The 17,080-nt window shown below is 44.9% G+C and carries 12 protein-coding genes; all 12 read right to left on the bottom strand.

Annotated elements, in window-relative coordinates:
- Positions 1–19: 19 nt before the first annotated feature.
- The 12 genes from QUB63_RS01950 to QUB63_RS01895 all read right to left on the bottom strand — a co-directional run bounded on the left by QUB63_RS01950 (position 20) and on the right by QUB63_RS01895 (position 17,068).
- Positions 20–2,638 carry a tetratricopeptide repeat protein gene (locus QUB63_RS01950; protein WP_332943082.1) on the bottom strand — a complete coding sequence of 873 codons (2,619 nt, stop codon included), beginning with the start codon at positions 2,636–2,638 and terminating at the stop codon, positions 20–22.
- Between the two features lie 40 nt (positions 2,639–2,678).
- Positions 2,679–6,197, bottom strand: coding sequence for a tetratricopeptide repeat protein (locus QUB63_RS01945; protein ID WP_332943081.1), 3,519 nt, complete (start codon positions 6,195–6,197; stop codon positions 2,679–2,681).
- Between the two features lie 25 nt (positions 6,198–6,222).
- Positions 6,223–8,334: a TIGR04372 family glycosyltransferase gene (locus QUB63_RS01940; RefSeq protein ID WP_332943080.1), complete on the bottom strand. Its 2,112-nt coding sequence runs from the start codon at positions 8,332–8,334 to the stop codon at positions 6,223–6,225.
- Between the two features lie 150 nt (positions 8,335–8,484).
- Positions 8,485–10,608 (bottom strand): TIGR04372 family glycosyltransferase, encoded by a 2,124-nt coding sequence (locus QUB63_RS01935; protein ID WP_332943079.1) that lies wholly within the window; start codon positions 10,606–10,608, stop codon positions 8,485–8,487.
- Between the two features lie 39 nt (positions 10,609–10,647).
- Positions 10,648–11,325 carry a class I SAM-dependent methyltransferase gene (locus tag QUB63_RS01930; protein ID WP_332943078.1) on the bottom strand — a complete coding sequence of 226 codons (678 nt, stop codon included), beginning with the start codon at positions 11,323–11,325 and terminating at the stop codon, positions 10,648–10,650.
- Positions 11,326–11,489: 164 nt separating this feature from the next.
- Positions 11,490–11,939, bottom strand: coding sequence for an LIC12192 family sporadic carbohydrate cluster protein (locus QUB63_RS01925; protein ID WP_332943077.1), 450 nt, complete (start codon positions 11,937–11,939; stop codon positions 11,490–11,492).
- A complete protein-coding gene (locus QUB63_RS01920) occupies positions 11,939–12,739 on the bottom strand; it encodes a sporadic carbohydrate cluster 2OG-Fe(II) oxygenase (protein WP_332943076.1) in 801 nt (266 codons plus the stop codon). The genes QUB63_RS01925 and QUB63_RS01920 overlap by 1 nt, the downstream gene beginning before the upstream one ends.
- A 22-nt stretch (positions 12,740–12,761) precedes the next feature.
- Entirely contained in the window at positions 12,762–13,463 is a 702-nt protein-coding gene (locus tag QUB63_RS01915) for a class I SAM-dependent methyltransferase (RefSeq protein ID WP_332943075.1), read from the bottom strand.
- 144 nt (positions 13,464–13,607) lie between these two features.
- Positions 13,608–14,558, bottom strand: coding sequence for a transketolase family protein (locus tag QUB63_RS01910; RefSeq protein WP_332943074.1), 951 nt, complete (start codon positions 14,556–14,558; stop codon positions 13,608–13,610).
- Entirely contained in the window at positions 14,559–15,413 is an 855-nt protein-coding gene (locus QUB63_RS01905; RefSeq protein WP_199292447.1) for a transketolase, read from the bottom strand.
- A complete protein-coding gene (locus QUB63_RS01900) occupies positions 15,373–16,461 on the bottom strand; it encodes a phosphotransferase (protein WP_332943072.1) in 1,089 nt (362 codons plus the stop codon). Before QUB63_RS01900 ends, QUB63_RS01905 begins: the two co-directional genes overlap by 41 nt.
- Positions 16,436–17,068 carry a hypothetical protein gene (locus QUB63_RS01895; RefSeq protein ID WP_332943071.1) on the bottom strand — a complete coding sequence of 211 codons (633 nt, stop codon included), beginning with the start codon at positions 17,066–17,068 and terminating at the stop codon, positions 16,436–16,438. Before QUB63_RS01895 ends, QUB63_RS01900 begins: the two co-directional genes overlap by 26 nt.
- Between the last annotated feature and the right edge of the window lie 12 nt (positions 17,069–17,080).

Here is a 17,080-nt window from a genome sequence, read left to right as displayed (position 1 = left end):
TGTATCCTTTTTTCTTTTTTTAGCTGGGCGACCATCCAAACCTCTCGAAGATTCCTTTGGGGATCATGCTAGAGGCTTTTTGGGCTTGTTCAGGAGTAAATACTTCCCGCCATTCGTCTTTCCTGCCCTTGCGATAGTGCAATTTACCCTCCTGCGGCGGCTCTGGAAAAGTAAACCGCGCTTTCTTTATTTCATAAAAATTTAGTATTGATTCAAAAAATACTTGCGAGTTGTCTGCCAAATCTTCGTATTTTGTAAATAGGATCTTCGGATAAAATGAATTATCCGCCTCGGCATCCAGCCATCCTTCTAGAAAATTTATGACGGCCGACAGGTGTCCTTTTTCTATTTGCCAACTTATTTGCTCAGTCAAAGATAGGGAAAAATAGTTTTCTGCATCAGGTATAATGTGCATTAGAGAAAGCACATCTTCTGTTTCTGCTATTGTTTTTCTTAAATGGTGTACCCATGATAGCATTGCTTGTCTGGGGTCGCGGACGTGAACTATTAACCTATCTAAAGCTTCAGTAATTAAACATAAATTCATTACAGAGACCGGCAAATGTTCGTGAGCCAGCTTCATCTTGTCAGCCAAAAGCTTAATATCGTCGCGCCTAATAATTTCACCGCCTGCTGCTATTCGCATCCAGGGTTTATTTAAACCATTGGAAAGAGCTTCTAAAACGTACTGACTCCCTGACTTCGGTAAAGTATTGAGGAAGATGCAGGGAATTTCGCCATTGGCGATTAGGGCTGCGGTTTTAATTTGGTTAGACTTATATAAATTGCTAAAAGCCTCATTTTTCCGACCGCGCAACAGCATTATTTTGCTGATTTCGGTGTAAGCTGATGCGCAGTTGGGATCGTTTTTTAATGCCTGCTGATAACAGGAAAACCCTCGTTCGCTGTCACCCTGAAGTCGCAGGATATCTCCCAGCAACACCTGTGCTTCTGCTGAACTCGGTTCGATCGCCAGCGCCTGCTGACAACTCTGCATAGCAGCGTCAAAATTTGGTTGATTTAAGAAAATTCGACCTAATTTTAAGTGCAGTTCCACCAATTCAGGCTGGATGGCAATTGCGTATTGATAAAGAGAGATCGCTACCTCAGAATTACCTTGAGCTTTCAGTTTGTCCCCAATATCGCAGGCTACGTCTGGTCGGCGGACAATAGCTTGTTGCCAAACTGCTATCGCGTCGTTGAGTTTGCCCCTCTGATTCAATACTGCCGCTAGCTTCATGTAAGCTCCCATTTCCTCGGGAGCGACAGCTATTATTTGTTGATAGCAAGCACACGCCTCTTCTAGTTTTTGTTCTAGCTGCAATCTGTATGCTAAACTGAAGCCCACCTCTGGCTGGCGTGCGATTGCTTGTTGCCAAGTAACCACAGCCTTGTCAAAATTCCCAATTTGGCTTTCCAGGTGCCCCAAACTTAAGTAAGCTTCTACCTTGTCTGGGGCAGCAACTATTACCTGTTTGTAAACGGCAATTGCTGCATCTAAGTTCTCTAAAGCTTGCAATTTATATGCCAATTTTAACCCCAACTCGGCTTTGAGTTGGGCAGTTTGTTGATACCAACTTTGCAGGGCTTCCTGGTTGCCTTGTTGCTTCAATACTTGTCCCCAACCCGCATAAGCCTCGATATTTTCTGGTGCTACCGTTATTGCCTGTTGATAAAAAGCGAGCGCTATTTCTGGATGGCCTTCAGTTTTCATTCTCTCGCCCAGAGACGCTGCCAAATCTGGTTGGCGGGCAATAGCCTGCTTCCAAGTCGCGATCGCCTCTTCAAAAAATCCAATTTGACTTAACAAGTGCGCCCGACTCAAATAAGCCTCTATATTTTCGGGTTGGAGAGCAATTACTTGTTGATAAATAGCAATGGCTGCCTCTTGCTTGCCTTGTGCTTGCAGCAAACTTCCCAAATTCAAGCCCAAATCTGGTTGCTTCGCTCCCGCTTTTAAATACCAGCTTAATTCCTCTTCCATATTCCCCTGTAGGTTCAATATTTCTCCGACACCCATACAAGCATCAACATTTTCTGGTGCTACCGCTATTGCCTGTTGATAAAAAGCGATCGCTATTTCTGGATGACCTTCAGTTTTCATTCTCTCCCCCAGAGACGCTGCCAAATCTGGTTGGCGGGCAATAGCTTGCTTCCAAGTCGCGATCGCCTCTTCAAAAAGACCAATTTGACTTAACAAGTGCGCCAGACTCAAATAAGCCTCTATCTTGTCTGGTTGGACAGCGATCGCCCCTTTGTAAGCAGCGATCGCTTCTTCAGATTTCTCCCCATAGCTCAACAAATGTCCCAGATTCAAGTAAGCTTCTACTCGCTCTGGTTGGAGAGCAATTACTTGCTGATAAACCGCTTTTGCTTCTTCGTATTTTCCCAATTTGCTCAACAAATGTCCCAGATTCAAATAAGCCTCTACTCGCTCTGGATGGAGAGCAATTACTTGTTGATAAATGGCTTTTGCTTCTTCGTATTTTTCCAATTTGCTCAACAAATCTCCTAGATTCAAGTAAGCATCAAGATTTTCTGGTTGGATAGCAATTACTTGTTGATAAACGGCAATTGCTTCCTCCAACTTCCCTTCTTGAATATATTGGTTAGCTGCCTGAATGTATTCGATACTCATCTTTTGTTAATACCTTTTTATTGTATTTTTACTACTAAAATTATCGCTGCGGCCATCCAAATCTGTCGAAGAGCCTTTGGGGAATCATGCTTGAAGCTTTTTCTGCTTGTTCAGGGGTGAACACTTCCCGCCATTCGTCTGCTTTGCCTTTACGATAGTGCAATTTACCCTGCTGCGGCGGCTCTGGAAAAGTAAATGGAAATTTTTCTATCTTGTAAAATTTCAGTATTGATTCAAAAAATGCTTGAGGCTCGGCCGCTAAATCTTCATATTTTGTGAACAGGATCTCAGGATAAAATGATGGGTCTGCCTCTGCATTCAGCCATCCTTCTATAAAACTAATGGCTATCGGCAAATATCCTGACTCTATTTGCCAACTTATTTGCTCTGTTAAAGACCAAGAAAAATAATTTTCAGCAGTAGGTATGGCTGGTAGTAAAGATCTCACATCTTTAATTTCTCGCGTTGTTTTTATCAAGTGGTGTACCCATGATATGGTTGCTTGTCTGGGGTCACGAACGTGAACAACAAGTTTATCCAAAACTTCACTTATTAAACATAAATTTCTAGAACTTGGGTGCAAATGTTCCTGGGTTGCGTTCATTCCTGAAGCTAAAATACCGATGTCAGCACGTTTAATAACTTCACTTTCCGCTGAGATTGGCATCCAATTTATATTTAAACCCTTATAAATGGCTTCTAAAATATAAAAACTGCCTGATTTTGCCAAAGTATTTAATAGTATTCCCGGAACTTTACCGCTATCAATTAGATTTACAGATTTAATTTGATTAGACTTGTATAAACAACTTAGAGCTTCATTCCTGTTTCCGTATAATATAAAAACTTTGGCTAGACAAGTGTAAGCTGCTGCTGAGTTATGGTCAACTTCCAAAGCCCGCTGGCAGCAGCTTACAGCTTCTTCATATTCGCCCTTGCGCCCCAGTACCTCCCCAAGTTGGAGATGTGCTTCTACTAATTTGGGGTCGATTTCTAACGCCTGCTGATAACTTTTAATTGCTGCATCAAGCTGTTTCTGTTCTCTAAAAATGTTGCCTAGTTTTAAGTAAAATTCCACTTGATTTGGTTGGACAGCAATTGCGTGTTGATAAAGTGCGATCGCGTCCTCCGGTTTCCCTTCCGATTGCAATCTCTCGCCCAAGCTCACTCCTAAATCCGGTTGCAAAGCAACGGCTTTTTTCCAAGTATCTAGCGCTGACTGCGATTGCCCCATTTCGTTCAACAAGTGCGCCAAACTCAAGTAAGCCTCTATTTTTTCCGGTGCGGAATCTATTACCTGTTGATAAAGTGCGATCGCCGCATCGTGTTTGCCTTCTGCTTGCAAAGTGTTACCCAAACTTAATCCCAATTCCGGTTGGATAGCTGCGGCTTTTTGCCAAGCCCCGATCGCCTCTTCAAAGCGCCCCACTTCGTGCAATAAGTGTGCCAAGCTCAAGTAAGCCTCTATTTTTTCAGGTTCGACAGCTATTACTTGTTGATAAAGTGCGATCGCGTCCTCCGGTTTCCCTTCTGCTTGCAACCTATCGCCCAAGCTCAATCCTAAATCCGGTTGCAAAGCAACGGCTTTTTTCCAAGTATCTAGCGCTGACTGCGATTGCCCCATTTCGTTCAACAAGTGCGCCAAACTCAAGTAAGCCTCTATTTTTTCCGGTGCGGAATCTATTACCTGTTGATAAAGTGCGCTCGCCGCCTCTTGTTTCCCTTCTGCTTGCAAAGTGTTACCCAAATTTAATCCCAATTCCGGTTGGATAACTGTGGCTTTTTGCCAAGCTGCGATCGCCTCTTCAAAGCGCCCCACTTCGTGCAATAAGTGTGCCAAGCTCAAGTAAGCCTCTATTTTTTCAGGTTCGACAGCTATTACTTGTTGATAAAGTGCGATCGCCGCATCGTGTTTGCCTTCTGCTTGCAAAGTGTTACCCAAATTTAATCCCAATTTCGGTTGGATAGCTGCGGCTTTTTGCCAAGCTGCGATCGCCTCTTCAAAGCGTCCTATTTCGTTCAACAAGTGCGCCAAACTCAAGTAAGCCTCTATTTTTTCCGGTGCGGAATCTATTACCTGTTGATAAAGTGCGCTCGCTGCCTCTTGTTTCCCTTCTGCTTGCAAAGTGTTGCCCAAACTTAATCCTAATTCAGGTTGTATCGCTACGGCTTTTTCCCAAACAGCGAGTGCCTCTTCAAAGCGTCCTATTTCGTGCAACAAGTGCGCCAAACTTAAGTAAGCCTCTATTTTTCCCGGTGCGGAATCTATTACCTGTTGATAAAGTGCTATCGCCGCATCGTGTTTGCCTTCTGCTTGCAAAGTGCTGCCCAAACTTAATCCTAATTCCGGTTGGATAGCTGCGGCTTTTTTCCAAGCCCAGATGGCCTCTTCAAATCGCCCCCTTTCTTTTAACAAGTGCGCCAAACTTAAGAATGATTCAACTTTATTTGGTTGGAGTTCTATTACTTGTCGATAAATAGCGATCGCTGCCTCTTCCTTTTTTTGGGCTTGCAAAGTGTGTGCCAAATGCAGTGCAAAATCTGGTTGCTGCGAGATTGCTTTTTGATACCAGGGAAGCGCTTTGTCTAGTTTACCCTGTTTGTTCAATACGTGTCCCAAATTCAAGTAAGCTTCGCTGTTGTCGGGGTCGGCAGCAATTATTTGTTGGTAAAAAGCGCTCGCCTCATCTAGTTTGCCGAGTTTGATTAAAACTTCCCCCAACTTGCTGTCAAATCGCACCAAACTCGGGTTGAGATTAATCGCTTGGCTGTACGCTGCAAAGGCTGCATCCATCTCCTCAGATTTTGCCAAAGCTGACCCCAAGTTGCGGTAATATTTCGCGCATTTCGAGTCTATATCTATCGCTTTTCTGAAGCAGGCGACAGCTTCTTTTAACTGACTCGTTTGGGCGAAATTTTCTCCCATATTATTGTAACATCTAGCCAATTTTGGGTCAATTGTAATTGCTTTGCGGTAAGCGGCGATCGCTTCTTCTAGTTGACCAACTTTGGTCAAAGATTCCCCTAAATTGAAATAAGCCCTAGCCGACAAAGGATTAACTTCAATTGCTTGGTGGCACAAGCTAACAGTTTCTTCTAACAGCTCTTTTGGGGCAGCATTATCACCTAAATTGCTGCCCGAAAAAGCTGCCTGCTGGTTGAATTGTGCCGCTTGGCTGCTGGTGGCGATCGCTTCCTCTGACTCACCAAGTTGTGCCAAAACTAACCCTAAATTTTGGTAAAACTCAGCCGATGTTGGGTTGAGTTCAATAGCTTTGCGGTAGGAGGCAGCGGCTTCGTTCAAGCAGCCTTGTTTAACTAAAACTTCCCCTAACTTGCCAAAAGCCGCAGCAAAGTTTGGGCTGCACTCAATGCAGGTGCGGTAAGCCGCGGCGGCTTCCTCTAGGCGACCTTGTTTAGCTAAAGCTAACCCTAAATTGTAGTAAGCCCCGGAAAATTTAGGACTGTGTTCGACAACTCTGCGATACTGCGCGATCGCTTCATCTAAATTGCCAGACCTCAGTAATTGGTTTGCCTCATTAAAATAGCTTGCAGTCATAATTCAGCTACTCCCCGATATTTAACTATTCTTTAACACAATCAGTTGATTTTGACAACATTTTCGCGTATTTTCGCAAGAAATCCCGTCCCATAGGGCTGTTTCCGCAAGCTTTACAGTGGCTCGCCAGTTCCTTAAACCGTTCTTGCAGCACCTCGTCGGACGCCTCGTACTGAATTGTTCCGTCCAACCGATCGAGCATTTCTACCGCTAAATCCCTAATTTCTTCCGGCGTATTTTCTCTCAACTTAACCCCCAGCGCCGACAGCATTTTAGTATTGTTAACTTGACCGTAAGGTGGAGACATAGCCTCTTCTACTGTCAGATAGCGCTCTAAAGTTTCCGACCAATAAAGCTTGGGAATAAAGATATCTTTGCCGTAAGAAGACGTAATCCCCATACAGGCCCAATTAGCCAAAGCGCAAGGAACGCCAAAAGTACCCGGAACGTGAGCCAAACCGGAAGTCGAACCCAAAAAGAAGCGGCCCGCAGCGCACAAAAATACATCCATCCAATCGCTTTTTACTGAAGAATGAGCGTAGTCAATTACTCCATCCATCGGTGGCAGCGGTTTCATCGTCGAGTCGCCCATGCGGACAACCCAACCGCCGCGTTTGACGATCGCCTCTACAGCTAACAGGTAAGTGTCAACATCCGCGTTGCGAAATTCTTGAAGTTCGACTACGTGGTTGTGGTAGCCGGATTCTCGAGCGTGAAGGCAAACAAACCAAGCATTTTTTGGCACTCCTAAAGACTCTAAAGTGCGCCAGCCCCGTTCAAAGTCGAAATCGGATAAAGTCAGCAGGGGACCTCGGCCTTGGGCTTCCCACTGTTTTTGTACCGCCGCGTCTGCTTGGAAATACAGCAAAGTTTCTCCCTTTGCCGGCAGTGCAAAAAAGAAGTCGTTCAAATACCTCACCATCGGAATTAGAGAACTGTACTCGGCCGATTCTGAAAGAACTTGGACGTAGGGGTGCCAGTAGTTCAAGTAACACGAGTTAGCAATAACTAAAGACGGGTGCGGGAACACAATAGTGCGCTGCGGAGGCCGCCATCCCAGAATACCCATTTTGACATAACAGTCCAGCAAAGCTGTGTGACCGATCGCGACAGTCCAGTTATCGTGAAGAATCCGAATTCCTAAATTGTCAATGCCATGCGATCGAGCAAGTTCGCGCTGTTTTTGATAATACTGATTGCAGACATCAACTGCTTCTACAAGTTTGCCACAATTGCCCATCATGTAACCGACAATCAGCAGTGTTTCTATCTTGCCCCAATCGAGCGTGACGGCTCGCTGCCAGTGCTGCGACGCACCTTCTAAATCGTTTCGTTGGGCCAATTCGTAGCCCTCAGTGAGTTCTTTATTGATCTCGACTTCTAGGTTCTCATTTGCCAATACATCACCGTGAACCGCTATAACTTTGAAAGCATTCGCTTCTGTCAGTTGAGAGTGAAATAAACTCTGTTCCGGTTGGAGTTCAGCAGCTTTTTGATAAGCCGATATCGCTTCATCTTGATGTCCTAATTTAGCTAGGACTAATCCCAAGTTGTAGTAAGACCACGCTGAATCAGGATTGAATTCAACTGCTTTGCGCAAGCAGAATGCAGCTTCCAGCAAATAGGCAGATATGATAATACTTATCGGCTGCCTGAATTCTGATGATTGCCGAAATCCACTCAGGAATAGATTACGGGTGAGATAACCTTTGCTCAACTGGTCTAGCCAGTAATTTTTGCCTTCTATATCTATTTTGTGCTTCACGTAAGCGAAATAAGTTTCTTCCAGAAACTCTTCGTCTGTGAGGTCATTTGTCGATCGCAAAAATACCTCGTCTAACTGCTCGCCCGACCAACGATCGTAATTTTTATAATTCAGATTTGTCGCCAGTTTGTAATAAGTTTCCCCTAACTGGTGGTAAAATGTAAAAGACTCTGGCTCTAGTTCAATTGCTCGGCGGTAACTAGCGACAGCTTCTTCTAGGCGGCCCAGTTGGGCTAAAGCTTTTCCTAAGTTGTGGTGCGACCAGCAAAAATTGGGGTTTCGCTCAATAGCAGAACGGTACATTTCGACCGCTTCATCTAATTTTCCAGAACTCAGCAGTTGGTTGGCAGCGTCAAAATAGCTTACAGTCATTCGATTTTAGTTAGATTTTAGATTTTAGATTTTAGAATAGACCCCGCAGATAAATCCTCTGGCTTGAGGCGAATCAAAAATTTGTTGCGGTTCGCGACAAAAGTGGGGGGTTGTGACTTAATTGTTTTTGGGTCAGTTAGAGCCGCTCTTTTATCCTTTTTTACTCTCACTTGCTCCCTCAGTTGCCTTTGACAAAAGCCCAGCATATTTCCGCAAAAAATCTCTCCCGATGCGACAGTTTCCATAAGCTTGACAACTGTTCCTCAATTCAAAAAATTGTGCTTGCAGCAGATCGTCAGATGCCTCGCAGTGTATTGTACCATCCAAACGCGCCAGCATTTCTACGGTTAAATCCCTGATTTCTTCGGGCGCGTTGTCTGCCAATCTCACGCCTAAGGCGGACAATAGTCGAGAATTGTTAACTGGACCGTAAGGTGCAGACATTGCTTCTTCTAATGTGAGATAGCGCTCTAAAGTTTCCGACCAATAAAGCTTGGGAATAAAGATATCTTTTCCGTAAGGAGACTGTATTCCCATGCAGGCCCAGTTAGTCAAAGCGCAAGGAACGCCAAAGCTGGCGGGAACGTAACACAAACCGGAAGTTGAGCCTAAAAAGAAGCGACCCGCAGCGCACAAAAATACATCCATCCACTCGCTTTTTACTGAAGAATGAGCGTAGTCAATTACCCCCTCCATTGGTGCTAGCGGTGTCATTGAAGAGTCGCCCAAGCGGACAACCCAACCGCCGCGTTTGACAATAGTTTCGATCGCCAGTCCATATGTATCAATATCTGCGTTGTGGCAGGCTTTAATTGCCGCCAGACTTTTGTGATAGCCGGATTCTCGAACGTGCAGGCAAACAAACCAAGCATTTTCCGGCATTCCTAAAGCTTCCAGAGTGCGCTTGCCCGGTTCAAAATCGGCATCTGATAGAGTCAGCAGTGGCCCTCGCCCTTCGGCTTCCCACTGTTTTTGCACCGCAGTCTCGGCTTGGAAATAAAGCAAAGTTTTGTCTGCTGTTGGAGTTGCAAAAAAGAAATCGCTCGAGTACCTGACTACTTGGGAAAGACGGGCCACCTGTACGGGATCGGAAATAATTTGAACGTAGCGCTGCCAGTATTTGAGGTAATGCGAGTTAGCAATAGTATGGTTGGGGGGCGTCAACAAAATCGTGCGGTGCTGCGATCGGCATCCCAAAAGACTCATTTTTACATAGTAATCCAGCAAACCTATATGACCGATCGCGGATACAGCATTGTGCGGATCGACAAACCGGATGCCTAACTTGTCAACTCCGTGCAATTCGGCAAATTTGCGCTGCTTTTGATAATATTCTTGAAAGATATTTACTGCTGCGTCGGTTCTGCCGCAATTGCCGAGGTAGTATCCGATAAATAGGTATGTTTCTATCCGGTCCGGAGCAAATGCGATCGCCCGCTGCCACGACACCCAAGCCCCGTCAAAATTGTTTTGCTGGGCGTTTTCATATCCGTTATCGAGTTCGGCTTGAATCGCCAGATCTAAATTCTGAATTGACCAGACATCCGATTGCTCTAAAATGGTTTTAAGTTGGGCCTCCTCTGACAGCCTAGCGCGAAATAAAGACTGCTCCGATTGCAGCTCTATCGCTTGTTGGTAAGAAGTTACTGCTGCTTCTAAGTCGCCTTTTTTTGCTAAAGCTTCCCCCAAGTAAAAGTAAGACCAAGCAGATTGGGGGTCGATCGCAATTGCTTTATCAAAACAGGCGATCGCTTCTTGCACGTAAGCCGATTTCAGGACAACGCAGGGCGAATACTTCTTTGATTTCCGAAGTTCGCCTAGCAAGTGTTCGCGCGATAGGATGCCAGAACCTAACTGTTGCAGCCAGTAATTTTTCCCTGATTCGTCAGGCGCATTCTGTATGTAGGTTCTGTAAGCTTCTCGCACAAACGATTCGACCTCTAGGTGATTTGTAGCTTGCTTAAAAATAGCATCTATTTGGTGTAATGAAAATTTAGATGCAGATTCACTCGTCAAGTCGTCTGCTAGCTTGTAAAAAATTTCTCCTAATTGCTGGCAAGATATCAAAGAATTTGGGTTGAGTTCAATAGCTTTGCGGTAACTGGCGACAGCTTCTTCAACCAAATTCTGTTTGGCTAAAGCTTCGCCTAAGTTGTGGTGCGACCAATAAAAGTTGGGATTGAGTGCGATCGCTTCTCTGTAGGACGCGATCGCTTCCTCTACCTTTCCTGACCTCAGCAGTTCATTAGCAGCGTTAAAATGGTTTAATTTCATGATTTTAAATAACCGCTCCCGTGCCGTGCAATTTTTCCATTACTTTCGGCCCGCACCCATTGCAAATAAATAGTGCGCCATCGCATAAAATCCAGTATGCACTACTTCATCGTTCATGGAAAATATGAAAACGTTGTGGAAGTATTTTAACATTAATTCTTTAAGACCTTTGTGGTCTTTGCAGTTGATGTGTCCCGCCTTGCTGCCTTCAGAAGCGTAAGCTTGAGATTGAATTGACGGAGAACCAATGATGAGCACGCCGTTTGGGTCGAGCGATCGCGCAATATTTGAAATAAATAGCTGTTCGTCCTCTTGAGGTATGTGTTCGATCACGTCAAGCGAGTAAGCCGCGTCAAACTCTCCCTCCACAGGCCCTGACAGCATATCGTGAACTCTGCAATCAAATTTCCACTTTTCTTCCATCTGTTCGTTTACGTGATTTACAAACAGCCGATCGAAGTCTACCGCACAAATTGCACCCACCTCTTGCAAGACAATTCTAGTGCCAAATGCGTCTCCGCATCCCACCTCCAATACATTTTGTTTCCCGGTCAACATTTTCGATACAAATTTGTATCTCGCCAAAACAAAAAGCAACCGTCTCGGGTCTTCGTACCAGGTAGCATTTGCTCGCAAACCTAGCTGAGTCAGCCCTTTTGTCTCGCTCAGAGTTACGTGGGCTTGATATTGAGGTTCTCTAGTTGTTTGTATGTCCATAAACTCCTTACCTGTTTATCCTAATGGTATTGGACTCGTAGGGTGCGTGACAGTGAAAAATCTTTAAATCGCTGCGAGTGTCTTATTGATTGTCTTGCACCGCTTGGAGTTGTGAGATGTCATCGCTTCAGATACCCGACTTAAAGAAGTCGGGTATCTCGCCTTCACGAATCATTTACGACTGCTAGACTGCGCGCGATCGCTCTCATTGTGCCACTGCTGTTGCTTTGCGCTACTAATGTCTTGCAAGCAATTATGTCTTCTATTAAGTTAATATCTTCCTCCTCAACCACAGCCAGCTCTTCTAAAGCAAAATGCAATTCGCATTTCCCATTCAAAATTTTCTCATAAATCGACTTTCTCTGAAAAGGACTTTCTGGCAACAGTTTTAGCGAATAAAAAATCAATCCCCCTAACGAGTCTAACTCCTCCAACAAAGCACTTAACATCATGTAGCAATTATCCATATAGTATTCAGTACCGCTCAAGAGAAACACCATTCCTCTAGTTTGAGCGTAATTGCGAATTACCATATTTTGCAGCCTTTGAGGAATCGCGCTCCCGCCGATTTCGCGGCTGGAAATATATCCCCTCCAACCTTTTGTTGATTCCATCAGCACTCCGGTTTGATATAATTGTACCCGATTCTCGTAACTGGACGCATTGTAATCGGCAAAAATGATTCCCCTAGCTCCTTAGTTCCGTAAGGAGACAGCAAACTCTTAAACCGGACATTAATCGTCCACCGGGTTTCTGCTTTACCATTGACGCGGTTCCCGTGCAGCAGAGAGTGAGAAAAAATAACTCCCTGTCCGTATTTAACATCTAACCAAACCAGCTTGTCTTTGATTTTTTGGTAAAAATCTTCAGCCGTCAAACTAGAATATTGTTTAAAGTTTCTGAAGACTTCCTCTGATTGCGATCGCGGCAAGATAAACATAGACTTAGTATCGTAACAATTGACGAACGGCAGCCAAAAAACTATTTCATAAGGAGAATTTCCCGACCAAACATCAGAGTGAAGTGGCAAAAGCGAACTGTCATCTCCGGGAAACTGAATGCTGAGATTGCAATTTCTCTGCATTGCCAATTCATTGCCAACCAGCCAGTGAATCTGCTTCTTAGCAAGAGAATAAATTGAGGGTCTGACACTTTTGTCCTCAGCCATGTAAGCTATCAGTTTAACCCGAAAATCATTCAAGTCTTTGACTGAAATTATTTCGTGAATTTTATCAAAAAAATCATCTTCAGAAAGCTGAGCTTTATTATTTATCAAAGCAGCGGCTGCCAGATAAATATTTTTTTTAACTGCATCCAGCAAAGTCAGGTCTTCTATGGAAAATACAAGATAGCCGTCCCTTAAAAATTGGGCGATTGCATCATCTTCTTCTGAAGTAAAGAATGGATTGCTCATAGTGCGAACTTCTGAGTCTCGTTCATTCAAAGAAAATACACCCATAATCTCCTGTATAACCGCTATCTTTGAAAAACCACTCCCACTCTTGGGGAGTATAAAACGATTGGCAAGTTAGCTGCCAGTAAAGCAAGTTAACTTTTTCGGCCTCGTTCCTGTAGGACTCCACAACAATGTACTTATCTTGCTTTCCTACCCGTTCAATTTCTTGCAAAGCTTGTCGCAGTTGGTAGTTGTACAAATTGTGCAGTGTCAAAATTGAAACTACAAAATCAAAAGTCTTGTCAGGGAAAGGCAAATCAACAGCATTACCTGCCGTTAAGAACGGCTTTACCTCTTCTTTGGCATTTTCAATCGCGTACTCGGAGATGTCAATGCCAGCAATTTCTACTCCAGGAACGGCTTGGGTGAACTCGTAAAGCAAGTATCCTTTACCGCATCCGACATCAAGAATTTTGTCTCCTGATTTAATGCCGTAATGCTGAGCCATTTTCTCAGCGATCGCGCGCCACCGGCCGTCATAGCGATAGCCGCCGTAACCGTACTTGCGATCGCCGTCCCAGTAATCTTTCCCGTACTGTTTGGCAACGGCGGCACACTCCGCTTTGTCGTACTCGACGACACGCTCGACATAATTGCGCTTGGTACTCGTATGCACCTTGGTAATGAAATCGACGCAGGCCACGCTCCAATCCTCCACAATACAGTTAAAGTCGCCGCTCAAAGAAAATTTGCCGCAGCTCGAACGGCACTAAGTTCTCAATCATTTTGTTTGCACCTCATAAATTTTAAAACTTTTGTGAGGTGGGCTCTCTCACCGACCAAAAATGCAGTGCCAAATGCTTGGCAGCTTGAGAGCCGGTTTAGTTCAAACTGCTGCCAGCGGTTCGCGCCGCCGTTCAGCAAGAGTTGCAACTGCGGCAGCCAACTTTTCAGCGGTAATGCCGTACAGCGCCATCAGACTCTCTTGAGAACCGTATTGTTCCGGGAATACATCCGGAATGCCAATGCGCTTGAACCGCTTGGCCGGGTTAAAGTTAGCCTCTGCAACTAATTCAGCCACCGCACTACCTAGTCCCCCCATCAAAGTGTGTTCTTCAATAGTGACAATTACAGGCACGTCAGCAGCATATTTGAGAATAGCATCCGAGTCCAGCGGCTTGACAGTATGAACGTGAAGTACGGCTGCTTCTAACCCCTGTTTGCTGAGATTCGCTGCTGCATCTAAAGCCGCCTTTAAAGTAACGCCAGTGGTAATAATCAGCGCGTCAGTTCCTTCGCGCATGGGAATTGCCTTGCCAATTTGAAAGGGGATCTCATCTGTCGTTAAAATCGGCTCATTTCCCTTGCCTAAACGGATGTAAATCGGCCCTGGATAATCGACTGTCTCCGGCATCAGCCGCCCCATTTCAGCTTCGTCAGCCGGTGCGACAATTGTCATCCGGGGAATTGTCCGCAAAATTCCAATGTCGTCAATTGCCAGGTGAGTAGGGCCCAGCGGCGCGTACACTACGCCGCCGCCGTTGGCGATTAAGCGGACGTTAACGTTGTGCAGGCACAAGTCTAAAACAATCTGTTCAAAACATCGGCGGGAGAGAAAGGTGGCGATCGTATTTACATAAACAATCTTGCCTTCTAGGGCCAACCCAGCAGCCATGCCGACAATATTAGCTTCGTTAACGCCTTCCATTAAAAATCTCTCCGGCATCTCCTCTTTAAATTTTTGGAGAGTGCCGAAACCGAGGTCTGAGCCAATGAAGAAAATCCGGCGGTCTTTCTTGGCCAATTCATACACTGTGTCCAGGCAAAGTTGACGCATTTAGTTTTCCTCCAAGGCTGCCAGCATCGATTGAATCTCGCTGTCGGATACTTTATTTTTGTGGTGCCATTTCAAATTGTTTTCAGCAAATGGAATGCCTTTGCCTTTCACTGTATGGCAGATAATTGCAGTTGGTTTATTGGGTGCGATCGGCAAATTCAACAAAACAGAACGCAGTTCTTCGACGCTGTGACCGTCTACTTCTGTCGCCGCGAAACCGAAAGCTCTCCACTTGTCCGCTAGCGGTTCTAAATCTTGAACTTCATAGGTTGTGCCGTAGGATTGGTGCTTGTTGTAGTCTACAAGCACGGTTAAATTTGTTAGTTTGTGTTTGCCGGCACACATAGCTGCTTCCCAGACCGAGCCTTCATTTGACTCGCCATCTCCCAAAATCACAAAAGTGCGGTGATTGGCTTTCTCGTACCTGGCATTGAGAGCAAACCCAATTCCTATGGACAAACCGTGACCCAAACTTCCTGTAGATGCTTCGATGCCGGGAACTTTGCTGTATTCCGGGTGTCCTCCCAAAATTCCGTCGCTTTGGCAAAATTTCCAGAGTTCGGATTCGGGAAAGAAACCTTTTTCGGCAAGAATTGCGTAGAGAGCGAGACAGCCGTGTCCTTTGCTGAGGATGCAGCGATCGCGCTCCGACCACTTCGGGTTCTTAGAATCATACCGCAGTACGTCGTCGTAAAGCACCCGCAATATTTCTATTAGCGAGAATGTAGAACCTACATGACCTCTGCGGCTCGCTTCCAGTATTTTAACAATGGTTTTGCGAATTTCTCTAGAGCGGCTGTCCAGTCCAGATGAATTAGTTTTTAGGTGTTCGGCCACCGTAGGGGAACTGCTCATAATTTGCCAGAATTTTTTGTAACATTCGTTTGGCTTTTGCCAACTGTTCTATCTGCAATTTGCTGCGGTCTAAGTCGATCGCTTGAGCGAACCCGCGCCGCAGCAAGTCTTGAGGCACAAACTCATTTAAGAGTATCAGACACCACTTCAATCCGAATAGGGGATAGACTATTTCGACTCGCTCGGCCAGATGTTTGCTGTCTTTAAAACCGCCCAGCATCTGGTCGAGAAACCGCTGTTTTAGGCTCTCCCCCAACTCCACCGCTGGATGGAGCAGGAAATCTGCGATCGCTTTAGCCTGGTCGTCCCAGCCAAAATATTCAAAATCCACAAATATTATTTTGCCATTATCCCGCCTTATGGCATTGTGAAAACCAAAATCTGAGGGACTCAGCGTTTTTTCTTCCTCCTCTATCTCTGCGTCCCAAGACATTTGCGACTGACTGAGCCTTTCCTGACACCATGTTGCTATTTTACTCCAAGCCGGCCTGAAGTCAGCGGTCAAAAATTTTTCCAGTTCAATATAAGATGCCTCGCTATTAGGAAGTGCGGACAATCTCTTATATCGCTGTTCAATATTGCCAACAACGCCTCCGACAGAAAAAAATGCCTCCGATGCCAGTGGCAAAAGATGACTGTTTTCTCTGCTTTTAAGTTCCGCCAATTGTAGCAAGAAGTTTGCCACAACATCTATTTCATTATTTGTCACCTCTTGCGGTATAATCTTTTCGCCCGAAATGTATTCGTAGACGGCACAGCCGAAGTTGCTGTCAGCGACAATCGGTTGCGGAATGCTTTTCACGCCGTTTTCCCAGAGGAATTGCAAGCTAGAGAATTCAGTTTCTAGGCGGTTTCTTTTGTCTGAATTGTGGCGGAAATATACTTTAGCAGCGTAGTAACTAGAATTTTCGCAAGATAGTTTGTAAACGCGGCTGTTGCGTCCCCCACCTATTTTTTCAATATCAGTAATTTCTAGTCCTAGCAGTGCCGAGCAAGCTGATTGGACTTTCGCAGTTATGTTTTCAGCTTGTTGAGAAAAAATATTCATTAATTTCTTGCCATTTAATTACTGCTTTTACTGTTGGGATCTCGGCAGGTTGGTAATTCGGCGCGTACAGAATCTTGTTAACGCTGTTCGGAAAGGATTCCTCCAGAAATGTTTCTTCTAAATCGTCTATGAAATCCGTACAGTTTAGCTGTTTTATTCGCTCTATTTTTGATGCTCTCGTAGATTCAAAATAAACTTGTTCTTGAGTTAATCCCAACCCGCTGCCCGCAAAAAAGCTGTGACTCTTCATCCAAGCTAGCGCGGCTTCTCTCAGATTAGTTTTGGTTTCGTCGTAATTAGCGTACTCGGTTTTGTGACTGACAATATAAGCTCGCACTCGGTGTTGCTGACACAACTTAAAAAAGGTCAGCACTCCTTCTATTAACTTGGCTTCTTGCATCTGGGGACCGTAAACAATTGCTTGCAATTTTTGCCATTCTATGTCCCCGTTGGGCAACTGGCGAATGCAGTCGCGGATTTGCTTTTTACTTTTGCTCACTTGGGGAGAAATCCAACCTTTTTCAACGGCTAACCTGTGCATGAGGTCGTCGTAGCTGACAATTGTATTGTCAAAATCAACACCGATAATGCGATTGATGTCAGTCATCCTGCTATAGCA

The organism is Microcoleus sp. ARI1-B5, assembly GCF_036705795.1.
Classification (GTDB): Bacteria; Cyanobacteriota; Cyanobacteriia; order Cyanobacteriales; family Microcoleaceae; genus Microcoleus.
The sequence above is the reverse complement of the archived record's forward strand: the minus strand, read 5'-3'. Positions and strand labels throughout refer to the sequence as shown.